This window comes from Streptomyces sp. NPDC030991 (assembly GCF_055571235.1).
This window is the reverse complement of record NZ_JBVIFR010000016.1, coordinates 1-21,314: the sequence shown is the minus strand read 5'-3', so window position 1 is coordinate 21,314 and position 21,314 is coordinate 1. Positions and strand designations below refer to the sequence as shown.

Annotated in this window: 19 protein-coding genes; 5 read left to right on the top strand and 14 right to left on the bottom strand. The window is 71.8% G+C overall.

The genetic code is table 11. The annotated features are described in order from the left end of the window. The first annotated feature begins 20 nt into the window (after positions 1-20). Positions 21-815 (top strand): metal-dependent hydrolase, encoded by a 795-nt coding sequence (locus ACZ45E_RS27215; RefSeq protein ID WP_468225160.1) that lies wholly within the window; start codon positions 21-23, stop codon positions 813-815. Positions 816-988: 173 nt separating this feature from the next. Here the strand turns inward: ACZ45E_RS27215 and ACZ45E_RS27210 are convergent, their stop codons facing one another. Both ACZ45E_RS27210 and ACZ45E_RS27205 read right to left on the bottom strand, forming a co-directional pair. Further along, positions 989-2,782 (bottom strand): ABC transporter ATP-binding protein, encoded by a 1,794-nt coding sequence (locus ACZ45E_RS27210; protein WP_468225158.1) that lies wholly within the window; start codon positions 2,780-2,782, stop codon positions 989-991. After that, positions 2,779-4,671: an ABC transporter transmembrane domain-containing protein gene (locus tag ACZ45E_RS27205; RefSeq protein ID WP_468225530.1), complete on the bottom strand. Its 1,893-nt coding sequence runs from the start codon at positions 4,669-4,671 to the stop codon at positions 2,779-2,781. The genes ACZ45E_RS27210 and ACZ45E_RS27205 overlap by 4 nt, the downstream gene beginning before the upstream one ends. Before the next feature lie 190 nt (positions 4,672-4,861). On the opposite strand from ACZ45E_RS27205, the gene ACZ45E_RS27200 reads away from it, so the two are divergent. Further along, entirely contained in the window at positions 4,862-5,611 is a 750-nt protein-coding gene (locus tag ACZ45E_RS27200; RefSeq protein WP_468225156.1) for a L,D-transpeptidase family protein, read from the top strand. Here the strand turns inward: ACZ45E_RS27200 and ACZ45E_RS27195 are convergent. The 4 genes from ACZ45E_RS27195 to ACZ45E_RS27180 all read right to left on the bottom strand — a co-directional run bounded on the left by ACZ45E_RS27195 (position 5,601) and on the right by ACZ45E_RS27180 (position 11,060). Continuing rightward, positions 5,601-5,807, bottom strand: a complete 207-nt coding sequence (locus ACZ45E_RS27195; RefSeq protein ID WP_468225153.1) for a hypothetical protein — start codon at positions 5,805-5,807, stop codon at positions 5,601-5,603. The two genes, ACZ45E_RS27200 and ACZ45E_RS27195, sit on opposite strands and share 11 nt — an antisense overlap. Positions 5,808-5,912: 105 nt before the next feature. Next, positions 5,913-7,370 carry a Gfo/Idh/MocA family oxidoreductase gene (locus ACZ45E_RS27190; protein ID WP_468225150.1) on the bottom strand — a complete coding sequence of 486 codons (1,458 nt, stop codon included), beginning with the start codon at positions 7,368-7,370 and terminating at the stop codon, positions 5,913-5,915. Positions 7,371-7,534: 164 nt separating this feature from the next. Beyond that, positions 7,535-10,456: an FAD-binding and (Fe-S)-binding domain-containing protein gene (locus ACZ45E_RS27185; RefSeq protein WP_468225148.1), complete on the bottom strand. Its 2,922-nt coding sequence runs from the start codon at positions 10,454-10,456 to the stop codon at positions 7,535-7,537. Between the two features lie 136 nt (positions 10,457-10,592). Next, positions 10,593-11,060, bottom strand: coding sequence for a MarR family winged helix-turn-helix transcriptional regulator (locus ACZ45E_RS27180; RefSeq protein WP_468225146.1), 468 nt, complete (start codon positions 11,058-11,060; stop codon positions 10,593-10,595). A gap of 114 nt (positions 11,061-11,174) precedes the next feature. On the opposite strand from ACZ45E_RS27180, the gene ACZ45E_RS27175 reads away from it, so the two are divergent. Next, positions 11,175-12,986, top strand: a complete 1,812-nt coding sequence (locus tag ACZ45E_RS27175) for an ABC transporter ATP-binding protein (protein WP_468225144.1) — start codon at positions 11,175-11,177, stop codon at positions 12,984-12,986. A gap of 67 nt (positions 12,987-13,053) precedes the next feature. Beyond that, the gene (mltG, locus tag ACZ45E_RS27170) at positions 13,054-13,884 is read left to right on the top strand and encodes an endolytic transglycosylase MltG (RefSeq protein WP_468225142.1); all 831 of its coding nucleotides are present in this window, start codon (positions 13,054-13,056) and stop codon (positions 13,882-13,884) included. 66 nt (positions 13,885-13,950) lie between these two features. Here the strand turns inward: mltG and ACZ45E_RS27165 are convergent, their stop codons facing one another. The 6 genes from ACZ45E_RS27165 to ACZ45E_RS27140 all read right to left on the bottom strand — a co-directional run bounded on the left by ACZ45E_RS27165 (position 13,951) and on the right by ACZ45E_RS27140 (position 19,257). Next, complete coding sequence (locus tag ACZ45E_RS27165; protein WP_468225139.1) at positions 13,951-15,063, bottom strand: NAD(P)-binding domain-containing protein; 1,113 nt, start codon at positions 15,061-15,063, stop codon at positions 13,951-13,953. 59 nt (positions 15,064-15,122) lie between these two features. Next, positions 15,123-16,286 carry an LLM class flavin-dependent oxidoreductase gene (locus ACZ45E_RS27160; RefSeq protein WP_468225137.1) on the bottom strand — a complete coding sequence of 388 codons (1,164 nt, stop codon included), beginning with the start codon at positions 16,284-16,286 and terminating at the stop codon, positions 15,123-15,125. A gap of 4 nt (positions 16,287-16,290) precedes the next feature. Further along, positions 16,291-17,349: an ABC transporter substrate-binding protein gene (locus ACZ45E_RS27155; protein WP_468225134.1), complete on the bottom strand. Its 1,059-nt coding sequence runs from the start codon at positions 17,347-17,349 to the stop codon at positions 16,291-16,293. A 29-nt stretch (positions 17,350-17,378) separates the two neighbouring features. Next, on the bottom strand, positions 17,379-18,185 hold the full coding sequence (locus tag ACZ45E_RS27150; protein ID WP_468225132.1) for an ABC transporter ATP-binding protein: 807 nt from the start codon (positions 18,183-18,185) through the stop codon (positions 17,379-17,381). Next, positions 18,158-19,072 (bottom strand): ABC transporter permease, encoded by a 915-nt coding sequence (locus ACZ45E_RS27145; RefSeq protein WP_468225131.1) that lies wholly within the window; start codon positions 19,070-19,072, stop codon positions 18,158-18,160. The genes ACZ45E_RS27150 and ACZ45E_RS27145 overlap by 28 nt, the downstream gene beginning before the upstream one ends. Positions 19,073-19,188: 116 nt before the next feature. Beyond that, a complete protein-coding gene (locus tag ACZ45E_RS27140; protein ID WP_351286961.1) occupies positions 19,189-19,257 on the bottom strand; it encodes a putative leader peptide in 69 nt (22 codons plus the stop codon). A 279-nt stretch (positions 19,258-19,536) separates the two neighbouring features. On the opposite strand from ACZ45E_RS27140, the gene ACZ45E_RS27135 reads away from it, so the two are divergent. Beyond that, on the top strand, positions 19,537-19,959 hold the full coding sequence (locus ACZ45E_RS27135) for a secondary thiamine-phosphate synthase enzyme YjbQ (protein WP_468225128.1): 423 nt from the start codon (positions 19,537-19,539) through the stop codon (positions 19,957-19,959). A 33-nt stretch (positions 19,960-19,992) separates the two neighbouring features. Here the strand turns inward: ACZ45E_RS27135 and ACZ45E_RS27130 are convergent, their stop codons facing one another. Continuing rightward, positions 19,993-20,424 carry an ANTAR domain-containing protein gene (locus ACZ45E_RS27130; protein WP_468225126.1) on the bottom strand — a complete coding sequence of 144 codons (432 nt, stop codon included), beginning with the start codon at positions 20,422-20,424 and terminating at the stop codon, positions 19,993-19,995. Positions 20,425-20,479: 55 nt separating this feature from the next. Beyond that, the gene (locus ACZ45E_RS27125; protein WP_468225124.1) at positions 20,480-21,157 is read right to left on the bottom strand and encodes a helix-turn-helix transcriptional regulator; all 678 of its coding nucleotides are present in this window, start codon (positions 21,155-21,157) and stop codon (positions 20,480-20,482) included. Between the last annotated feature and the right edge of the window lie 157 nt (positions 21,158-21,314).

Sequence of the window (21,314 nt, the reverse complement as noted above, 5' to 3'; positions counted from 1 at the left end):
GAACGGGGCGGGACACCACCATGATGGGACCGGCACACTCGCTGTCAGGAGCGGCGGCCTGGCTGGGGGTGGGGGCGGCGGCGGCCGCCGCCGGGCACCCGATGCCGTGGACGGTGGTCCTCGTCGGAGCGCTGATCTGCGCGGGAGGGGCGCTCGCCCCCGACCTCGACCACAAGGCGGCGACCATCTCGCGCGCCTTCGGCCCGGTCTCGCGGGCGATCTGTGGCATTGTCGACAAATTGTCGTACGCCGTCTACAAGGCGACCCGCAAACAGGGCGACCCGCGCCGCTCCGGCGGGCACCGCACACTCACCCATACGTGGCTGTGGGCGGTCCTGATAGGGGCGGGCGCCTCCGTGGCGGCGATCACCGGCGGGCGCTGGGCCGTCCTCGGGATCCTCTTCGTGCACATGGTGCTGGCCATCGAAGGGCTGCTGTGGCGGGCCGCACGCGGTTCCAGCAGCGACGTCCTGGTCTGGCTGCTCGCGGCGACCAGCGCCTGGATCCTGGCCGGGATCCTGGACAAGCCGGGCAACGGATCGGACTGGCTCTTCACCGCGCCGGGCCAGGAGTACCTGTGGCTGGGCCTGCCGATCGTGCTGGGCGCGCTGGTGCACGACATCGGGGACGCGCTCACCGTCTCGGGCTGCCCGATCCTGTGGCCCATCCCGATCGGCCGCAAGCGCTGGTACCCGATCGGGCCGCCCAAGATGATGCGGTTCCGGGCCGGCAGCTGGGTCGAGCTGAAGGTGCTCATGCCGGTGTTCATGCTGCTCGGCGGCGTGGGCTGCGCGGCCGCGCTCAACTTCATCTGAGGGCTCCCTGCGCACTTCCGAGGGCTCTCCGCGGGCTTTCTTCGGCGCCGCCCCCTTCCCCTCCCTCTCCGGAACCGGATCCTCCAGAACTCCCTGCTTCGGCCCTGCCCAGGGCGGGAGGCAGGGCGCACCGGCCGGCTCCGAAGCCCGCCGCGCCCCGCCTCCGCGGACAGCTACCCGTGCCAGGAGCGCCACAGGGCCGCGTACGCCCCGTCGGCGGTGACCAGTTCGTCGTGGCTGCCGAGCTCACGGATCCGCCCGTCCTCGACGACGGCGATGACATCCGCGTCGTGCGCGGTGTGCAGCCGGTGCGCGATGGCCACGACCGTCCGGCCGTCGAGGACACGGGCCAGCGAGCGCTCCAGATCGCGGGCCGCGCGCGGGTCCAGGAGCGATGTCGCCTCGTCCAGGACCAGAGTGTGCGGGTCGGCGAGGACCAGCCGGGCCAGCGCGATCTGCTGGGCCTGCGCCGGAGTGAGCGCCACGCCGCCCGAGCCGACCTCCGTGTCCAGCCCGTCGGACAGGCCGCGTGCCCATCCGTCGGCGTCGACCGCGCCGAGGGCAGCCCACAGCTCGGTGTCCTCGGCGCCGGTCCTGGCCAGCCGGAGATTGTCCCGCAGCGAACCCACGAAGACGTGGTGCTCCTGGTTGACCAGGGCGACGTGTGCCCGCACCCGTTCCGCCCGCATCCGGGAGAGCTCCGCACCACCGAGCGTGACCTGCCCGAGCCGGGGCGCGTAGATCCCGGCGAGCAGCCGGCCGAGCGTCGACTTGCCCGCGCCGGACGGGCCGACCAGGGCGAGCCGGGTACCGGGAGCGACGTCGAGGGTCACCTGACGCAGCACGTCGACGCCCTCGCGGTAGCCGAAGTGCACGTCGTCGGCCTGGACGTCACGGCCGTCGGGCCGTACGGAGGCGTCGCCCGCGTCCGGCTCGATGTCACGCACCCCGACGAGGCGGGCCAGGGACACCTGGGCGACCTGGAGCTCGTCGTACCAGCGCAGGATCAGGCCGAGCGGATCCACCAGCATCTGCGCGATCAGCGCCCCCGTCGTCAGCTGGCCCACCCCGATCCAGCCCTGGAGGACGAAGGCACCGCCGATCAGCAGGACGGACAGCAGGACCAGGACGTGCACGGCGTTGATCACCGGGAAGAAGACAGAGCGCAGATAGAGCGTGTAGCGCTCCCAGGCCGTCCACTCCTTGACGCGGCGCTCCGACATCTCCACGCGCCGGTCGCCGAGCCGGTGCGCCTCGATGGTGCGTCCGGCGTCCACGGTCTCCGCGAGCGCCGCCGCCACCGCCGCGTACCCGGCGGCCTCCGAGCGGTAGGCCGAGGGTGCCCGCTTGAAGTACCAGCGGCAGCCGAGCACCAGCACCGGCACGGCGACGAGGACCGCCGGGGCCAGGGGCGGCGCGGTCACCGCGAGACCACCGATGAGCAGAGCGGCCCACACGACGCCGATGGACAGCTGGGGGACGGCCTCCCGCATCGCGTTCGCGAGCCGGTCGATGTCGGTGGTGATACGGGACAGCAGATCACCCGTGCCGGCCCGCTCCAGGACACCGGGCGGCAGTCCGACGGAGCGCACGAGGAAGTCCTCGCGCAGGTCCGCCAGCATCCGCTCGCCCAGCATCGCGCCGCGCAGCCGCACCTGCCGGACGAAGACGGCCTGGACCACCAGGGCGAGCGTGAACAGGGCGATGGTCCGCTCCAGATGGAGGTCGCGCAGGGCGCCGTCGGTGCCGTCCGCCACGTCCTGGATCACGCCACCCAGCAGATAGGGGCCCGCCATCGAGGCGATCACGGCGACCGTGTTGACGCCGATCAGCAGCAGGAAGGCGCGCCGGTGGCGCTGGTACAGCTCGCGCACATAGGCGCGGACCGTGGCCGGGGCGCCGACCGGCAGAGTGCTCGCCGTGGTGGGGGCCGCCGGGTCGTAGGCCGGAGGCGCTACGCCGATCATGCCGTCTCCTCGATCTCGATCTCGATGTCGGACTCGGTGAGGGACGCGGTGGGGGACGCGATGTCGTGCCCGGTACCGGACGGAGTGCGCGCCCCGCCACCGGGACGGGCGGCGGCCGCCTCCTCGTCGGTCTCGCGCGTGACCACGGCGCGGTACCGGGGCTCGGTGTGCACCAGTTCGCGGTGCTCGCCGACCGCGGCGACCTCGCCCTCGTGCACGAACACGACACGATCGGCACGGTCGAGCAGCAGCGGTGACGAACTCAGGACCACGGTCGTGCGGCCCCGCCGCAGAGCGCGGACACCCTGCGCGATGCGGGCCTCCGTGTGCGAGTCGACGGCGGACGTCGGCTCGTCCAGGACCAGCACCTCCGGGTCGGTGACGAGGGAGCGCGCCAGAGCCAGGCGCTGGCGCTGCCCCCCGGAGAGGGACCGGCCGCGTTCGGTGATGCGGGCGCTCAGCGGATCGTCGTCCAGGGACGCCTGGGTGAGCGCGTCCAGGATGTCGGAGCACTCCGCCGCGGCCAGCGCCTCGTCCGGCCGGACGGATCCGGTGGACGGCACGTCGAGGAGCTCGGCCAGCGTGCCCGACAACAGCACCGGGTCCTTGTCCTGGACGAGTACCGCCGTGCGCGCCACGTGCAGCGGCAGTTCGTCGAGCGGCACCCCGCCCAGTAGCGCGGACGGCGTCAGCGCTGCCCCACCGGCGCCGTCACGGTCGCCGTCGTCGGAGGTCGCGTGGCCACCGAGCCGGTCGGCGAGGCGTCCGGCCAGATCCGGGTCGCCGCACACCACGGCGGTCAGCCGACCGGCCGGGGCGAGCAGACCGGTCGCGGGGTCGTACAGATCCCCGTGCGGCGCCGCCGCCGCGCGCAGCCCGCCCGACGGCTCGACGACGCGTTCCAGGGCCAGGACCCGGGCCGCGCGCTGCGCCGAGGGACGGGAGAAGGAGTACGCCATGGCGATCTCCTCGAAGTGGCGCAGTGGGTAGTTGAGGGTCATCACCGCGCTGTACACGGTGACCAGTTCCCCGACGCTGATCCGGCCCTCGCGCGCGAGATGGACGCCGTACCAGACGATCACGATGAGCAGCAGACCCGGGAGGAGGACCTGGACCGAGGAGATCAGCGACCACATGCGGGCGCTGCGCACGGCGGCCTTGCGGACCTCCTGCGAGGCGTGGCGATAGCGGTCGAGGAAGAGTTCCTCACCACCGATGCCGCGCAGGACGCGCAGCCCGGCGACGGTGTCCGAGGCGAGTTCGGTGGCCCGGCCCGCCTTCTCGCGCTGGTGGTCCGCGCGCCGGGTGGCGCGGGGCAGCAGCGGCAGCACCGCCAGGGCGAGCACCGGCATGCCGATCGCGACGACGACGCCGAGCGCGGGTTCGTAGACGACCAGGCTGACGCAGACGAGGACGACGGTGAGGGCGGCGGCGGCGAAGCGGGAGAGGGCTTCGACGAACCAGCCGATCTTCTCCACGTCGCCGGTGGAGACCGCGACGACCTCACCGGCGGCGACGCGTCGGGTCAGGGCGGCGCCGAGCGCGGCGGTCCTGCGGGCCAGCAGCTGCTGCACGCGGGCGGCAGCGGTGATCCAGTTCGTGACCGCCGTGCGGTGCAGCATCGTGTCGCCGCAGGCGATGGCAACACCGAGCAGCACGATCAGGCCGCCCGCCGCGGCGAGGCGGGCGCCGGAGCCGTCGACGACGGCCTGTACGGCGTAGCCGACGGCGTACGGCAGTCCGGCGACCGACGTGAAGTGGAGCAGTCCCCAGGCGAGGGATCGGAGCTGGCCGTCGAGCTGGTTGCGGCCGAGCCAGAACAGGAACCGGGGGCCGGAGCGTGCGTCGGGCACGCCCGGGTCGGGATACGGAAGGTCGGAGATCTGCATGACGTCCCAGAGCTCGAGGGCGTACGGGAGCAAGGCATTCGGGTCGGCGGAACAAACCGTGAAAGGTTCGCGCCCCACAGTGACCGGAGGCAAACGGTTTTCCGGCGCCGAGCAAAGATTCGGGCCGGATCGTCGGCGCTCCCCGGGCCCGCCACCGGGGTTCACGACGCGTGGTGCGACCATGGAGCGCATGCGTAGTGCGGGAGCGGTTCGAGCGGGTGTCGCCATGGCGGCGTGTGGGGTCCTTCTGACGACGGTGGCGGCCTGCGGTGCCGACAGCGGGGGCGGGAAGCGGTCCTCGGCGAGCGGCCGCAGCCCCGTGGACGACGCGCACGGCGACGAGGCCCGTGCCGCCGACCTCAAGCGGATCCCCGGCGTCGGCGACCGCTACCAGAAGCAGATCCCGGCCGACGCGCGTCAGGTCGTGGCCGTCTACGGCGCCGGTGTGGACTCCGCCGACTCGACCATCGCCCTGTACACCAAGACCGGCGACACCTGGAAGAAGGAGCGCGGCTGGTCCGGGCACAACGGCAAGAAGGGCTGGACGACGGATCATCAGGAAGGTGACAAGCGCAGCCCCGTGGGCGTGTTCACGCTGAGCGACGCCGGTGGCGTCCTCGCCGACCCGGGGGCGAAGCTGCCCTACACGCAGACCGCGTCGATCCAGGCCCCGCACTATTGGGCCAAGTCGCACTGGCACGATTTCGACTACGTCATCGCCATCGACTACAACCGCGCCAAGGGCACCCCGCCCAACGACCCGACCCGCCCCCAGGGCCAGTCCAAGGGCGGCAGCATCTGGCTGCACATGGACCACGGCAGTGGGACGTCGGCCTGCGTGAGCCAGTCGAAGACGGACATGGAGTACCTGCTCAGGACGCTCGACCCCAAGCAGCACCCGGTCGTCGTGATGGGGGACAAGGCCGATCTCAAGGCGTGACCGCGAGCGGGAGAGCGGGCCCCGTCAGTAGGCGTGACGCGGCGCCGGCCACAGCGCCGACCACTCGCGCGCCGGGCCCGTGCCACAGGACGATCGCCGCGCTCTGTTCCTCGTTGTCCACGCCGTGGCCGTTGTCGACGCGGTCGACCGTGCGGCGGCCGATGAAATGCCGCTCGATGCCGGAGGCGTCGGCCATCCGGACGAGCAGGGCGGGCCCGTCCGCCGAGTCGGGCGGCGGACCCCGGTCGGCGTAGCTCGTACGGCCGGAGTACGGGGCGGGCAGACCGCGCGCCCACCCGGCTCACTCCTCGGCGGGCTTCGGCGAGTCCACGCCGCCCCGTTGCTTGCGCCACTCGCCGCGGGTGAAGTCGGGGATCTGCTGCGGCGCACCCTTCGCCTTGATGGAGAGGTGGCTCAGCGGAACCGGCGACGTCCACGTCGCGGCGTCGTACACGTCGAAGTCGGGTACGAGTCCGAGTCGCATCGTCTGCGTCAGCCGGTACACCATGATGTAGTCCATTCCGCCGTGGCCGCCGGGCGGGTTGGCGTGCTCCTTCCACAGCCAGTGGTCCCAGTCGGCGTACTCCGTGAAGTCACCCCAGGCGTCGTCCTTGTGGTCGGGCTCGATGTAGATGCGCTCCGGGTAATCCTCGAACACGCCCTTGGTGCCGCCGAGTTGGTTGATCCGTGAATACGGGTGCGGGGTGCTGACGTCGTGCTCCAGACGGATCACCCGCCCCTGCGCCGTCTGGACCAGGCTGATCGTGCGGTCCGACTCGATGTACGACTCCTTCCAACTCGGGTCGTCCTTGGGCATGTTGGCCGTCCGGTACTCGGCGAGACCCAGGGACGGCGTGCCGAAGCTGGAGATGTGGGTGACCCGGTCGCCGCGATTGATGTCCATGTAGTTGGCGACCGGCCCGAAGCCGTGGTTGGGGTACAGATCGCCGCGCAGCCGCGTGTGCCACAGACGGCGCCACGGCCCCTCGTAGTAGTCGGGGTCGAACATCAGGCCCCGCAGATCGTGGTTGTACGCGCCCGCACCGTGCAGGAGTCGGCCGAACTTGCCCGCGTGCGCCATCCGCAGCACCCGCATCTCGTTGCGGCCGTAGCAACAGTTCTCCAGCTGCATGCAGTGTCGGCGCGTGCGCTCGGAGAGGTTCACCAGCTCCCACAACTGGTCGAGCCGGAGCGCGACGGGGCATTCGACGCCGACATGCTTGCCGTTGAGCATCGCCGTCCGCGCCATCTCGAAGTGCCAGTCCCACGGCGTCGCCGCGTACACGAAGTCGATGTCACCGCGCTTGCAGAGGTTCTCGAAGTCGTGATCGCCCTTGGTGTACGTCGCCGGGGCCGGCTGGCCCGCGGCCGTCACCTTGGCCGCAGCCTTCGCCGTCTTCTCCTTCACCGGGTCGCACAGCGCGACGACCCGGACGCCGGGCATCGCCAGGAACAGGTCGATCATGCTGCCGCCGCGGTTGCCGAGCCCGATGATCCCCACGCGTACGGTCGAGCGCCGCTCGAACGGCACGCCGATCATCGTCCGGCCCTGCCGCGCCGGTACCTCGGCCGCGACGGGCCCGGCGTCCGGCTCGGCGGCGCCCGCCGGGCCGGAGCCGAACGCGGCGAGACCGAGTCCGGCGCCCGCGACGCCGGCGGTGCGCAGGACGTCGCGGCGCGAACGGCCCCCGGGCCCGGTCGCGTCGTTCTCGTGGGACGCGGACTCGGACTCGGGCAGGGGCAGGTGGTCGTCGTGCATCGGACCTCCAAGGCTGGCGGGTGCGGTGCCGGGCAAACGCTTGCCACCTTGGGGGTGCCGAGTCGAGGGACGCAAGGGACGGGACGGGTCAGGGAGTTGGACTTCCTTTACCGACCTTTTGGACTGACGTGACGCGTCGGCGCCCCGCCCCGCGCTGTCCGGGCCTACGCGGGGCGCGTCGCGCGCTCCAGCTCCATCAGTACGGAGTGGTACGAGCGGCCCGTCGCGTGGTCCATGCCCACCTCGCACATCCGGTTCGCCGACAGATGCGCGTCGTAGGCGCGGGAGGTGACCTCCGCGGCCTCCTTGCGGGTCGCGGTCTCGGTCAGCTCCTTGTGAAGCATGCCGCGATCGCCCGCGAAGGCACAGCAGCCCGCGTCGTCCGGGATCACCACCTCGTCGGCGCAGGCCTCCGCGACGGCCTTCAGCTGGGCCACGTCGCCGAGGTGCTCCATGGAACACGTGGGGTGCAGCACGGCCGAGCCGATCGTGCGCTCGATCGTGAGGCGCGGCAGCAACTCCTCGGCGGCCCACACCAGGGAGTCGACGACCGTCAGCTCCGCGTGCAACGCCCGGTTGTCGTCGGTCAGATACGGCACCACCTCGTGGGCGATGCCCAGGGTGCAGGACGACGCGTCGACGACGAGCGGGAGGCGGCCGCCCGCGGTCCAGCCCCAGGCGGCCTCGACGATCCGGTTCGCCATGACGACATTGCCCTCGTCGTAGCCCTTGGAGTGCCAGATCGTGGCGCAGCACGTGCCCGCGACGTCGGTGGGGATCCACACCGGCCTGCCAGCGCGCGCGGAGACCGCGACGACGGCCTGGGGAAGCGACACATCACCGGGGGTGCCGAAGATGCGGTTCACGCACGCCGGGTAGTAGACGGCCGCGGCGCCCCCGCGCGCGGTGCGCGGCAGCTTCCGCGCCGCCGCGCCCGGGATCTCCGGCAGCCACTCGGGCACCAGATCCGGGCGGATCGCTTTACGGGCGGTGCGCGTCACAGAGGCGAGCAGCCGGTCGCCGATCTTGTCGGCGGCCGCCACCGCGAGTCTTGCGGCCGCCTCGACGGCCTTGAAGTTCTTCGCGGTGAGCGCGGCCACCTTCTCCTCGCGCGGCGAGTGGCGGGCGTGCCGGAACCCCTTCATGAAGGCCCCGGTGTCGATGCCCACCGGGCAGGCCAACTTGCAGGTGGAGTCCCCGGCGCAGGTGTCCACCGCGTCGTACCCGTACGCGTCGATCAGCGCGTCCTCGACCGGTGAACCAGGGGACTGGCGCATCATCTCGCGGCGCAGCACGATGCGTTGACGCGGTGTCGTGGTCAGATCCTCGCTGGGGCAGGTGTCCTCGCAGAAGCCGCACTCGATGCACGGATCGGCGATCAGCTCCACCTTGGGGATCGTCTTGAGGCCGCGCAGATGCGCCTTCGGGTCGCGGTCGAGGACGATGCGGGGCGCGAGGACGCCGTCCGGGTCGATGATCTGCTTCGTACGCCACATCAACTCCGTGGCCCGGGGGCCCCATTCGAGCTCGAGGAAGGGCGCGATGTTGCGGCCGGTGGCGTGCTCCGCCTTCAAGGAGCCGTCGAACCGCTCCACCGTCAGACGGCAGAACTCGTCCATGAAGGCCGCGTACCGGTCCACGTCCGAGGGCAGAGCCGCGTCGAACGCCAGCAGGAAGTGCAGGTTGCCGTGTGCCGCATGGCCGGCCACGGCGGCATCGAAACCGTGCCGCGTCTGCAGTTCCAGGAGCGCCTCGCAGGCCTCCGCCAACCGCGACGGCGGTACCGCGAAGTCCTCGGTGATGAGGGTCGTGCCCGACGGGCGCGTGCCGCCGACCGCCGTCACGAACGCCTTGCGGGCCTTCCAGTACCCCCCGATCGTCTTCGCGTCGCGCGTGAAGGCATTGGTCACCGAGGCGACCGGCGCGACGAGTTCGAGTCCTTCGAGCGCCTTCGCGGCCGCCTCCTCATAGGCGGCCTGCCGCTCCTCGTCGGGCGCCCGGAACTCGACGAGGAGCGCCGTGGTCTCCTTCGGCAGCTCGGCCCAGTCCTGCGGTACACCCTGCACACTGACCGACGCCCGCAACGTGTTGCCGTCCATCAGCTCCACGGCGATCGCCCCCGCCGCGTTGAGGACCGGCACCGCCGCGGCGGCCGCGGGCAGCGACGGGAAGAAGAGCAGCGCCGTCGAGACCCGCCGGTCCAGTGGCAGTGTGTCGAAGACGACCTCGGAGATGAAGCCGAAGGTGCCCTCCGAGCCGACCATCAGGCCGCGCAGGATCTCGACCGGCGTCGCGCCGTCGAGGAAGGCGTCCAGCCGGTACCCGTTGGTGTTCTTGATCTCGTACTTGGCGCGGATCCGGCGCGTCAGCTCCGCGTCCGCCTCGATCTCCCGCTTGATCGCCGTCAGGCCCTCGCACAGCGCGGGTTCGGCGTGGGCGAGCTCCTCGTCGGCCGCCGGATCGGCGGTGTCCACGACCGTCCCCGACGGCAGGACGAAGGTGAGCGAGGCGACCGTCCGGTACGAGTTCCTGGTAATTCCGGCCGTCATGCCCGACGCGTTGTTCGCCACGACGCCGCCGATCGTGCAGGCGATGGCGCTCGCCGGGTCCGGGCCGAGGACGCGGCCGTGCCGGGCCAGCGCCATGTTGGCCCGCACGACGGTGGTGCCGGGGCCGATGCGGGCGCGCGAGCCGTCGCCGATGACCTCGACGCCCGACCAGAACGTGCGGACGTCCACCAGGATGTCCTCGCCCTGCGCCTGCCCGTTCAGCGACGTGCCGGCCGCGCGGAAGACGACCTCGCGGCCCTTGCCGTGCGCGTAGGACAGGACGGCCGAGACGTCGTCGACGTCCTCGGCGACCACCACGACCTGGGGCACGAAGCGATAGGGGCTCGCGTCCGACGCGTACCGCACCAGGTCCGAGATCTTCGTGAGGACCTTGTCCGGGCCGAGCAGCCGCGTCAGCTCCGAGCGCAACGGCTCCGGCGTGCCGTCCGCCTGCCGGTCCGGGACCCGGTCGGGCGCCGGGCCCGACGACCGGGATCCGGGGCGCAGGGCTTCCGGCTTCGGCTCCAGCAGCGGCATGGCCTCTCGCCTCTCCTCGTTCCGTCCGAGCTCTGTCCGAGCTCGGTCCGCGGTACCGCTCGGGGCCCACTCGGGTCCGCTCAGGGGCCGTCCGGGTTCCGTCCGGGGCCGTCCGAACCCGGTCCGGTGGGCTCGGTCAGTTCTCGTGTTCGCGCGGGCACTCGGCTCTTATGTCCCGTGGCGCCTCGAACAGCGCGTTCAGCAGGACCGTCAGCTGGGCGCGCTGCTGCGTGTCCAGTGGAGCCAGGATCTCCTCTGCCGCCGCGCGGCGCGCGCTGCGCAGCTCCCACAGGGCGGCGCGCCCCTTGCCGGTCAGCTCGATCCGGATGACCCGCCGATTGGTGGGGTCGGGCACGCGACGCACCAGGTCACCGGCTTCGAGGCCGTCCACGACACTGGTCACGGCGCGCGGCACGACCTCCAGCCGCTGGGCGAGATCGGCCATGCGCGGCGGCGTCTCGTAATGCACCAGCGTGCGCAGGAGCCGGGACTGGGCGGGGGTGATCCCGACCGGCTCCAGCTGGCGCTTCTGCATGCGGTGCAGGCGGCGGCTCAGCCGCAGCAGCTGCTCGGCGAGGAAACCGTCGGCGTCCGGAGTGCTCATGCCGGGAACATTAGCAGGACTTTGTGCATTGTGAGTAGAGGTAACAATGAGCTATGCTCCTCAAAGTCGAGCCCGGCCTCCTGTCCGCCGAGCTCTCCCGCGCCTAGGAGGCCCATGCCCCGCGACGAAATCGCCTGGACGCCGCCGCCCGATGCCCGGTCATCGGACCAGCCGCGGCAGATCCGCCGCATCCTGTCCCTCTTCCGCCCCTACCGCGCCCGGCTGGCCCTCGTCGGGCTGCTCGTCGGCGCCGCATCGCTGGTCACGGTCGCGACGCCGTTCCTGCTCAAGGAGATCCTCGACGTCGCCATTCCGCAGGGCCGCACCGGGCTGCTCAGCCTGCTCGCCCTCGGCATGATCCTCAGTGCCGTCGTCACCAGCGTCTTCGGTGTCCTGCAGACCCTGATCTCGACGACCGTCGGGCAGCGCGTCATGCACGACTTGCGCACGGCCGTCTACGGCCGGCTGCAGAGCATGTCGCTCGCCTTCTTCACCAGGACCCGCACCGGCGAGGTCCAGTCCCGCATCGCCAACGACATCGGCGGCATGCAGGCGACCGTGACCTCCACCGCGACGTCCCTCGTCTCGAACCTGACGAGCGTCATCGCCACGATCGTCGCCATGGCCGCCCTCGACTGGCGCCTCACGGTCGTCTCCCTGCTCCTGCTGCCGCTCTTCGTCTGGATAGCCCGGCGCGTCGGCCGCGAGCGCAAGAAGATCGCCACCCAGCGGCAGAAGCAGATGGCCGCGATGGCCGCGACCGTCACCGAGTCGCTCTCCGTCAGCGGCATCCTGCTGGGCCGCACCATGGGCCGCGCCGACTCCCTCACCAAGTCCTTCGCCGACGAGTCGGACCAGCTGGTCGACCTCGAGGTCCGGTCGAACATGGCGGGGCGCTGGCGCATGGCCGTCATCAGCATCGTCATGGCCGCCATGCCGGCGGTCATCTACTGGGCGGCCGGCGTCGCCTTCCAGCTCGGCGGCCCGAGCGTCTCCATCGGCACGCTCGTCGCGTTCGTCTCGCTCCAGCAGGGGTTGTTCCGGCCGACGGTGAGTCTGCTGCAGACCGGCGTGCAGATCCAGACCTCCCTCGCCCTGTTCCAGCGCATCTTCGAATACCTCGACCTGCGGGTCGACATCACCGAGCGCGAGGACGCGGTCCACCTGGACACCGTCAAGGGCGAGGTCCGCTTCGAGGGCGTCGAGTTCCGCTACGACGCCGACGACCGTCAGGGCCCGATCCTCGACGGCATCGACGTGACCGTCCCCGCCGGCGGCAGCCTCGCCGTCGTCGGACCCACCGGCTCCGGCAAGTCCACGCTCAGCTATCTCGTGCCGCGTCTGTACGACGTCACGGGCGGCCGTGTCGCGGTCGACGGCGTGGACGTGCGCGACCTGGACTTCGACACCCTCGCGCGCGCGGTCGGCGTCGTCTCCCAGGAGACGTACCTCTTCCACGCCTCGGTCGCCGAAAACCTCCGGTTCGCCAAGCCCGACGCCACCGACGAGGAGCTCCACGCGGCTGCGGCGGCCGCCCAGATCCACGACCACATAGCCGCCCTGCCCGACGGGTACGACACCGTGGTCGGCGAGCGCGGACACCGCTTCTCCGGAGGCGAGAAGCAGCGCCTCGCCATCGCCCGCACCATCTTGCGCGACCCGCCGATCCTCATCCTCGACGAGGCGACCAGCGCCCTGGACACCCGTACCGAACACGCGGTGCAGGAAGCCATCGACGCCCTGTCGGCCGACCGCACCACGCTCACCATCGCGCACCGCCTCTCCACGATCCGCGGCGCCGACCAGATCGTGGTCCTGGACGGCGGCCGGATCGTCGAGCGCGGTACGCACGAGGAGCTGCTGGACGGCGACGGCCGGTACGCGGCCCTCGTCCGGCGCGACGCCCGGCTGGAGACGGCAGCGTGAGGAGCGGCGTGAGGAGCGGCGGGAAGATATGCCAGTGATGCCCTGATCTGCGGGCTATCGTGCTCATATGGTGAACGAGACTCCGCGCCGGCGCAGGACCCGGTTCACGCGCAAAGGGCGTGTCGCCCTGATCGCGCTCGGGATCGTCGCGGTGGCCACCGCCGTCGTGGTGCCGCTGGTCACGTCCGGCGACGAGGAGCGGCCGACCGCCCTGACCGTCCCGGAGGGGTGGCGTTCCGCCCAGGTCTACGACGCCGTCGACAAGGCGCTCGGACTTCCCGCCGGCAGCACGAAGAAGGCGGTGCCCAAGGCGGACCTCAATCTTCCGGACGAGGCGGACGGCAACCCCGAGGGGTACCTCTTCCCGGCGACGTATCCCCTCGATGCCAGGACGACACCGCGGTCGCTGCTGGCGTACATGGTCGATACGGCCATCAAGAGGTTCGGTGCCGGCCGGCCCGCGGGCGCCGACCGGGACGGGGCGGACCTCTACCGGACGGTCACCATCGCGAGCATCGTCGAGGCGGAGGCGGACAACGCGCAGGACATGGGCAAGGTCGCCCGTGTCGTCCGCAACCGGCTCGACCGTGGGATGCCGCTGCAGATGGACTCCACGATCAACTACGCGCTCGCCCGTTCCACGCTGGACACCAGCGCCGAGGAGACCAAGGTCGACAACCCGTACAACACCTACGCGCGCAAGGGGCTGCCGCCCACGCCGATCGGCAACCCGGGCGAGGCGGCGCTGAAGGCGGCGATCAGCCCGGCGCGGGGCGACTGGCTGTACTTCGTGACGGTCGAGCCGGGCGACACCCGCTTCACCGCCGACTACGACGAGCAGAAGAAGAACGTGGAAGAGTTCAACAGGAACCGGAGCCAGGCCCAGAAGGACGGCTGAGCACTCCGGAGGACCAGTGGGGTGAGCGCAGGGGCGAGCGCGAACTCCGCATGCTTCAGGGGGAGTTCAGGCAGCCATCGGTGAGTCCTGGGTCAGCAGCCGCTGGACATCGCGCACTGCCGCCCGTCCCGCACGGTTGGCGCCGATCGTGCTCGCCGACGGCCCGTACCCCACCAGATGCACCCGTGGATCGAGGGCCGCGCGGGTGCCCTCCATCCGGATCCCGCCGCCGGGCTCCCGCAGCTTCAGCGGTGCCAGATGGTCGATGGCCGCCCGGAACCCGGTGGCCCAGAGGATCACATCGGCCTCGATCTCCCGGCCGTCGTCCCAGGCCACGCCCTTCGGTGTGATCCGGTCGAACATCGGGAGCCGGTCGAGGACCCCGTCGGCCCGGGCCGCGCGGATCGCGTCGTTCACCGGCAGCCCCGTCACCGAGACGACGCTCAACGGCGTCAGCCCCTGTCGTACCCGCTCCTCGACCATCGCCACCGCGGTCCGCCCGAGGTTCTCGTCGAAGGGGCCCTCCCGGAAGACCGGCGGCCGGCGCGTCACCCAGGTCGTCCCGGCGGCGTACGGAGCGATCTCCATCAGGTGCTGGGTGCCGGACGCCCCGCCGCCGACCACGACGACCCGCTGCCCCGCGAACTCCTCGGGGCCCGGGTACTGGGCGGTGTGCAACTGCCGCCCCCGGAAGGTCTCCTGGCCGGGGTAGCGCGGCCAGAACGGCCGGTCCCAGGTCCCCGTCGCGTTGATCAGCGCGCGCGTCGACCACACCCCGTCCGAGGTCTCGACGAGCAGTCGGCCACCGTCCCCCTCACGGACCCGCCGCACCTCGACCGGGCGGCGCACGCGCAGATCGAACCGCTTCTCGTACGCGTCGAAGTACTCCCCGATCACCTGCGACGAGGGGCGCGCGGGATCGGCGCCGGTCAGCTCCATGCCGGGCAACGCGTGCATGCCGTGCACCTTGCCGTACGTGAGCGACGGCCAGCGGAACTGCCAGGCGCCGCCGGGCCGGGGCGCGTGGTCGAGGACGACGAAGTCCCGCTCCGGTTCGAAACCCACCCGGCGCAGATGATGGGCGGCGGACAGGCCCGCCTGCCCGGCGCCGATGACCACCACGTCGACCTCGTGCACGTCCGCCGTGGTGGTGCCGTCCCCTGCCCCGATCTCGTTCACGCTTCTACCAACTCGATCGGGGCCCAGGATCTTCCCGTCCGCAGCGACCCGCCTCGCGCTCAGCGGCCGCCCGCGACCAGCAGCGGAGCACCCCGCCCGACCGGCGCACCCGCGGGCAGCAGTCCGCGCGCCGCGAGATCGGGGATCACGCCCTCGCCGAACCAGTACGCCTCCTCCAGGTGCGGATAGCCGGAGAACACGAAGTGCTCGATGCCGAGTGCGTGGTACTCCTCGATCCGGTCGGCGACCTCCGCGTGGCTGCCCACGAGGGCGGTTCCGGCGCCGCCGCGCACGAGGCCCACCCCGGCCCACAGGTTCGGGGAGATCTCCAGCCCCTCGCGCGTGCCTCCGTGCAGCGCCAGCATGCGCTGCTGCCCGACCGACTCGCTGCGGCCGAGCGCGGCCTGCGCCGCGGCGACCGTCTCGGGGGTGAGGTCGTCGAGGAGCCGGTCGGCGGTGGCCCAGGCGTCGCGCGCCGAGTCGCGGGAGATCGTGTGCAGCCTGATCCCGAACCGCACCGTGCGTCCCTCCTGCTCGGCGAGCGCGCGAATCCAGTCGATCTTCTGCTTGACCTGCTCGGGCGGCTCGCCCCAGGTCAGGTAGACATCGGTGTGCCGCGCCGCGACCGGCCCCGCGGCGGGCGACGAACCGCCGAAGAAGATCTGCGGCAGCGGGTCCGGCGGCAGTGCCGTGAAGCCGCCGTCGATCTGGTAGTGCTCGCCCCGGAAGTCGTACGGCTCGCCGCCCCATACGCCGCGGACGACGGAGAGGAACTCGTCGGTGCGGGCGTAGCGGTGGTCGTGGTCGAGGTGATCACCGTAGCGCCGCTGCTCGGCCGAGTCCCCGCCGGTGACGACGTTGAGCAACAGCCGCCCCCGGGTGAGGCGTTGGTACGTCGATGCCATCTGCGCGGCCAGCACGGGGGAGATGACACCCGGCCGGAACGCCACGAGGAACTTGAGCCGCTCGGTGTGCTGGGCGAGCGCCACGGTCGTCAGCCACGCGTCCTCGCACCACGTGCCGGTCGGCGTGAGGACCGCTTCGAAGCCCAACTGCTCGGCGGCCTTGGCGATCTGGACGAGATAGTCGAGGTCGGGTGCGCGCACCCCGGCGATGGCGCGGCCGGGCGTGTTCCCCAGCGCGCCCTGGCTGAAGGCGTGCCGGTCCACGAGGGTGCGGCCGTCGCCGCCGGTCGGCAGGAACCAGTGCAGGTGAACGGTCATGACGTCAGGACTCCTTGCCGTACGTGCGGGGGGCGGTGGTGGAGGCGGGCAGCTCGCCGTTGAAGCGCGGGTCGACGAACGAGGCGAAGTCGACCTTGCCCGGGATGAGCTCCAGGCTTGCGAAGGTGTCGGCGATCTCCTGCTCCGAGGCGACCGCGCCCTTGTCGACGGCGACGGTCACGCGCGTGCCGTTCGTGCGCTTCACCGCGTCGAGCGCGACGTCGTAGGGGAGCCCGGTGTCCTTCGCCCAGACCTTGGCCCACTCCTCGGGGTGCTTGAAGACCCAGTCCTGGGCGCGGCGCAGCCGGTCCAGGTAGTCCTTGATCGCGGCGGACTTCTTCCCGTCGGCGAGGGCGGTGGGGGAGGCGACCTGGAAGGCGAGACCGTTGGTGACGCCGTCGCCGTCGGTCAGTACCCGGCCCTTCTTCCCGCGCAGCACCTGCGAGGTGTACGGGTCCCAGACGGCCCACGCGTCGACTTTGCCGCTGGTGAACGCGGCCAGGGCGTCGGCCGGTTGCAGGTACTTGACCTTGACGTCCTTCAGGTCGAGCCCCGCTTTTCGCAGTGACGCGACGAGTTGGTAGTGGGCCGAGGAGCCCTGGGTGACCGCGACCGACCTGCCCTTCAGGTCCGCCGGGCTCTTCAGCGAGGAGTCGTCGGGGACGAGGATCGTGTCGCCCTTCGCGGCGCCGTGACTGGCCGCCACGACCTTGATCTTCGAGTGGGCGCCGGCTGCGAAGACGGGCGGTGTGTTGCCGACGCCGCCGATGTCCACGGCCTTGGCGTTGACGGCTTCGAGGAGTGGTGGGCCCGAGGTGAACGTGGACCAGCGGATCTTGTAGTGCAGATCGTCGAGTTCGCCGGCGGCCCGCAGAATCGCCTCCGAACCGCCTTTCTGGTCACCGACGTCGAGGGTCGTCGACCCCTTCCCGTCGGTGGAGCCGCCGGCCCCCGCCGCCGAGGTGCCGGCGGTGGAGGCGCCGGAGCAGGCGGTGAGGAGCAGAGCGAGGGGCACCAGGAGAGCGGGGAGGGCGGGAAGTGCGGGGGAGTGGGGGCGTCGCATGGTGGATCCGTTCAGGGGTCGGGGCGGGCTCAGGCCGCCGGCTGCTTCTCGACGAGGGGTGGCTGTTCGGACGGGTCGGCGGCCTGGTCGTGGGCCCGGTCGTCGTGGTCGACCCCGAGGCGGTGCAGCAGTTCGGCGCGGAGTTCGGCGAAGCGCGGGTCGGTGATGTCACGTGGACGGTTCAGGTCGACGCGCGTCTCGTACGCGATGACGCCGCCGTCCATGACGAGCACCCGGTCCGCCAGGAGCACGGCCTCCTCGACGTCGTGTGTGACCAGGAGGACGGCGCAGCCCCGTCGCTGCCACAACTCACCGACCAGACGCTGGGCCTTGATCCGGGTCAGCGCGTCGAGGGCGCCGAACGGCTCGTCGAGCAGCAGCAGATCCGGCTCGCGCACCAGGGCGCGGGCGAGCGAGGCGCGCTGGGCCTCGCCCCCGGAGAGCGTCTTGGGCCAGGCGTCCGTCCGGTGGTCGAGTCCCACTTCGTGCAACGCCCGTTCGGCCAGGGCTCGTTCGGGTTTGCCGGGCAGTCCGAGCAGGACGTTGCGCCAGACCCGCTTCCAGGGCATGAGCCGGGGCGCCTGGAACGCGACCGCCTTGCGGCGCGGCACCAGGACAGTGCCCTCGATGTCGCGGTCGAGGCCCGCGAGGACACGCAGGAGGGTGGACTTCCCACAGCCGCTGCGACCGAGCAGTGCCACGAACTCGCCCGGTCGCACGTCGAGTTGGAGGTTGTCGATGACGGCGCGACCGTCGAAGGAGCGGGTCAGGCCCGCCACGCGCACGGCGAGCCCTTCGGTGGTGGGGGTCACCGGCCGGTGAACGTCGGTCGCCATTGCAGCAGCAGCCTTTCGAGGGAACGGACGACGAAGTCGGCGAGCAGGCCGAGGAACGCGTAGACGATCAGGCACACGACGATGACGTCGGTGCGCAGGAAGTCCCGCGCCTGCACCATCAGGAAGCCGATCCCGGAGTCCGCGTTGACCTGCTCGGCGAAGACCAGGGCGAGCCAGGCGATCCCGAGCGAGTAACGGAGCCCTGTCATCGCCCCCGGGAGCGCTCCGGGCAGCACGACATGGCGGACGAGACCCCACCGGCCGAGCCCCAACGACTCGCCCGCTTCGACGAGTTGGGAGTCGACGCCGCGAATGCCCGCGTACACGTTGAGGTACAGCGGGAAGGAGACGCCGAGCGTGATGATGGCGACCTTCGGTGCCTCGCCGATCCCGAACCAGATGATGAACAGCGGGATGAGCCCGACGAACGGCACGGTCCGCAACATCTGCACGCCGGCGTCGACCAGGTCCTCGCCGATGCGGAACAGGCCGGACACGAGCGCGAGCCCGACACCGACGACGACCCCGCACAGCAGGCCCAGGGCGACGCGTTGCAGGGAGACGCCCATCGCGCTCGTCAGGGACCCGTCGGCGACGAGGTCCCGGCCGACCCGCGCGATCGTGCCCGGCGAGGCCAGCACGTCGGGCGTCAACACCCCTGCCGAGCTGAGGAGTTGCCAGGCGAGCAGCAGCAGGAGCGGGCCGGAGGTGCGGCGCAGCCAGCGCGGGACGCGGGCGCGGCGGGCGGAGAAGGGGACGAGGGCTTCGAGCTCGGGCGAACGGATCGCGGTGTCCGGTGCGTCAGGCGCCCCCGAAATGCCTGATGCGTCGGGGGTGTCGGGGGTGTCGGGTGAGGGGGTCTCGGGCGGGGCATGACTGATGCTCATGGCGCTCCACGGCAGGGGAAGGCGCGCCCCGGCGTCAGCGGGCGCGCGTCAACGGCGCGCCGGCGCAGAAGGCAGCCGGGGCGGCGGGGAAGAACAGGTGAGGGTTCGAGAGGGCGTCAGCAGCCGCGGCGACACGCGGCGGAGGCCACCCGCAGCAGGTCGATGTGACCGCGCGTGGTGAGCATGGCTGAACGCAACATGCGGCAGAACGTAGCCAGTTTGTCGACACGTGGTCAATACCGTCTCACCGGGTGGACCGGGCGTCTCACCGCCCGGGGCGCCAGGCCCGGACCAGCCGGTCGTGCCGCGGACGGATGCGGATACGGGCACGTCGGGGCGACAGTCGTGCCGCGGGCCGACGCGGGTGCGCCGGGGTGACAGTCGTGCCGCGGGCCGACGCGGGTACGCCGGGATGACAGTCGTGCCGCGGGCGAATACGGGCACGTCGGGGCGACAATGGCCCCATGTCCGACGCATTCACGACCCGAGTCCTGAACATCTCCACCGGATCCGACGAGCAGATCGTCGACCTCACACGCGACTGCGAGTCCTTCCTGCGCGAGGCCGCCGGGGGCCGCGACGGCCTGCTCAACGTCTTCGTGCCGCACGCCACGGCCGGTATCGCCGTCATCGAGACGGGTGCGGGCAGCGACGACGACCTCCTCGCGGCCCTGCACACCCTGCTCCCCGCGGACGACCGCTGGCAGCACCGTCACGGCAGCCCCGGCCACGGCCGCGACCACGTACTGCCGGCGTTCGTGCCGCCGCACGCGACGCTGCCGGTGGTCGGGGGAGCGCTGGAGCTGGGGACGTGGCAGTCGGTGTGCCTCGTCGACACGAACCGGGACAACCCCCGGCGGCAGGTCCGGTTGTCGTTCCTCGGCTGACGAGGCGCCGGCCGCGGCGGGGAGCCCGGGCCTCTACTCCGCGGACGGTGGGCGGACGGTCTTCGCCGGTCCGTTCCTCGCCGGCCGGTGGGCGTCGTGGGGCTTCGCGCGCGCCTGGTGGGGGAGGCGGGATCCGGTGAGATGGCGCGCCAGCTCCGTGCGGACAGCGGCCGGCAGTTCGCCGGAGCGCGGGTACGCGACGAGATGCCGCGCGACCTCCCGCAGCGGGATGCCCACCTGCATGGACGCCTCGCGCAGGACGTCCCACGCCTCGGCCGGTGTCGCGCGGCCCAGCGCGATGAGGACGCCGACCGCCTGGTCCACGACGGCGCGGCTGTGCACCACCTCGCGGAGATGGGCGACCTGGGCCTCCAGCTCCGCCTTCCGCCGGGCCGCCGCGGACCCGTTCTCGTCCCCTTCGGGCCCTTCGGGGGCGGGGAGCGGGTGCGGATCATGGGACGTCAAGACATTCCTCCGGGGGCTGGGGAGAAAAGGGGGCGGGTGGTGCGGCCGGCGTGTGTCAGGTGCCGGTGAGCGTGCGGTGGGGCGCGTACCCGTAGGCCGCGCGGTAGAGGGACGCGAACCGGCCGGGATGGTAGAAGCCCCAGTCGGCCGCGATCGCCGTGACGGTGGCGCCCTCGGACGGGTCGGCGTCCAGCAGGTCCTGATGCGCGAGCGAGAGCCGGACCCTGCGCAGGTACGCGAGCGGTGTCGTGCCCAGATGGCGGCGGAACGCGTACTGCAGGCCGCGGACCGTGACATGCGCCACGCTCGCGATCTCGGCCACGCTCAGCGGCTCGTGGGCGTGCTCCTCGATGAAGGTGACCGCGCGGCGCAAGGACACGGGATGTGCGTCGTTGCGGTCCGCGGCGGTCGGCTCGGTGAGCGCCGTGTGCGGGAACGCGGCCAGGACGGCGGCCGCCAGATGCTGGCCCGCGGTGGCGGCGACCAGCGGCTGCGCCGCCACGTCCGGGTCGGCCAGGACGTGATCACGTACGTGGATGATGGTGCGCTTGAGGTGCTGGGCCGCCGCCGCGGAGGTGGGCCGGTGCCCGGTGAGGCGTACAGGGCCCGGCGCGCTCCGCGGATCGGTGGCGGCGACCTGGCTCAGAAGGGCCGGGTCCAGCATCGTGATGTTGTAGCGGGCGCCGCAGATGCGGCCCTGATAGGGCAGTTCGGGCGGGGCGAAGGAGACCACGTCGCCGGGGCCGAAGGCGTCCTCGACCCCCGCGTAGCCGTGGTCCTGGATCGTGCCCTAGTTGTATTGCCCTGTGAGGTTGGGGACGCGGCTGGCGGGTGGTTTGCCTGCGAGTGCGGTGTGTCCGCGGTGGTGATTGTAGGTGTGGAGCCACTGT

What these genes read in the sequence shown, in the direction of transcription:
- ACZ45E_RS27215 (WP_468225160.1), top strand. Translation starts at nt 21, where the DNA reads ATGATGGGACCGGCACACTCGCTGTCAGGAGCGGCGGCCTGGCTGGGG.
- ACZ45E_RS27210 (WP_468225158.1), bottom strand. Translation starts at nt 2,782, where the DNA reads ATGATCGGCGTAGCGCCTCCGGCCTACGACCCGGCGGCCCCCACCACG.
- ACZ45E_RS27205 (WP_468225530.1), bottom strand. Translation starts at nt 4,671, where the DNA reads ATGCAGATCTCCGACCTTCCGTATCCCGACCCGGGCGTGCCCGACGCA.
- ACZ45E_RS27200 (WP_468225156.1), top strand. Translation starts at nt 4,862, where the DNA reads ATGCGTAGTGCGGGAGCGGTTCGAGCGGGTGTCGCCATGGCGGCGTGT.
- ACZ45E_RS27195 (WP_468225153.1), bottom strand. Translation starts at nt 5,807, where the DNA reads ATGGCCGACGCCTCCGGCATCGAGCGGCATTTCATCGGCCGCCGCACG.
- ACZ45E_RS27190 (WP_468225150.1), bottom strand. Translation starts at nt 7,370, where the DNA reads ATGCACGACGACCACCTGCCCCTGCCCGAGTCCGAGTCCGCGTCCCAC.
- ACZ45E_RS27185 (WP_468225148.1), bottom strand. Translation starts at nt 10,456, where the DNA reads ATGCCGCTGCTGGAGCCGAAGCCGGAAGCCCTGCGCCCCGGATCCCGG.
- ACZ45E_RS27180 (WP_468225146.1), bottom strand. Translation starts at nt 11,060, where the DNA reads ATGAGCACTCCGGACGCCGACGGTTTCCTCGCCGAGCAGCTGCTGCGG.
- ACZ45E_RS27175 (WP_468225144.1), top strand. Translation starts at nt 11,175, where the DNA reads ATGCCCCGCGACGAAATCGCCTGGACGCCGCCGCCCGATGCCCGGTCA.
- mltG (WP_468225142.1), top strand. Translation starts at nt 13,054, where the DNA reads ATGGTGAACGAGACTCCGCGCCGGCGCAGGACCCGGTTCACGCGCAAA.
- ACZ45E_RS27160 (WP_468225137.1), bottom strand. Translation starts at nt 16,286, where the DNA reads ATGACCGTTCACCTGCACTGGTTCCTGCCGACCGGCGGCGACGGCCGC.
- ACZ45E_RS27155 (WP_468225134.1), bottom strand. Translation starts at nt 17,349, where the DNA reads ATGCGACGCCCCCACTCCCCCGCACTTCCCGCCCTCCCCGCTCTCCTG.
- ACZ45E_RS27150 (WP_468225132.1), bottom strand. Translation starts at nt 18,185, where the DNA reads ATGGCGACCGACGTTCACCGGCCGGTGACCCCCACCACCGAAGGGCTC.
- ACZ45E_RS27145 (WP_468225131.1), bottom strand. Translation starts at nt 19,072, where the DNA reads ATGAGCATCAGTCATGCCCCGCCCGAGACCCCCTCACCCGACACCCCC.
- ACZ45E_RS27135 (WP_468225128.1), top strand. Translation starts at nt 19,537, where the DNA reads ATGTCCGACGCATTCACGACCCGAGTCCTGAACATCTCCACCGGATCC.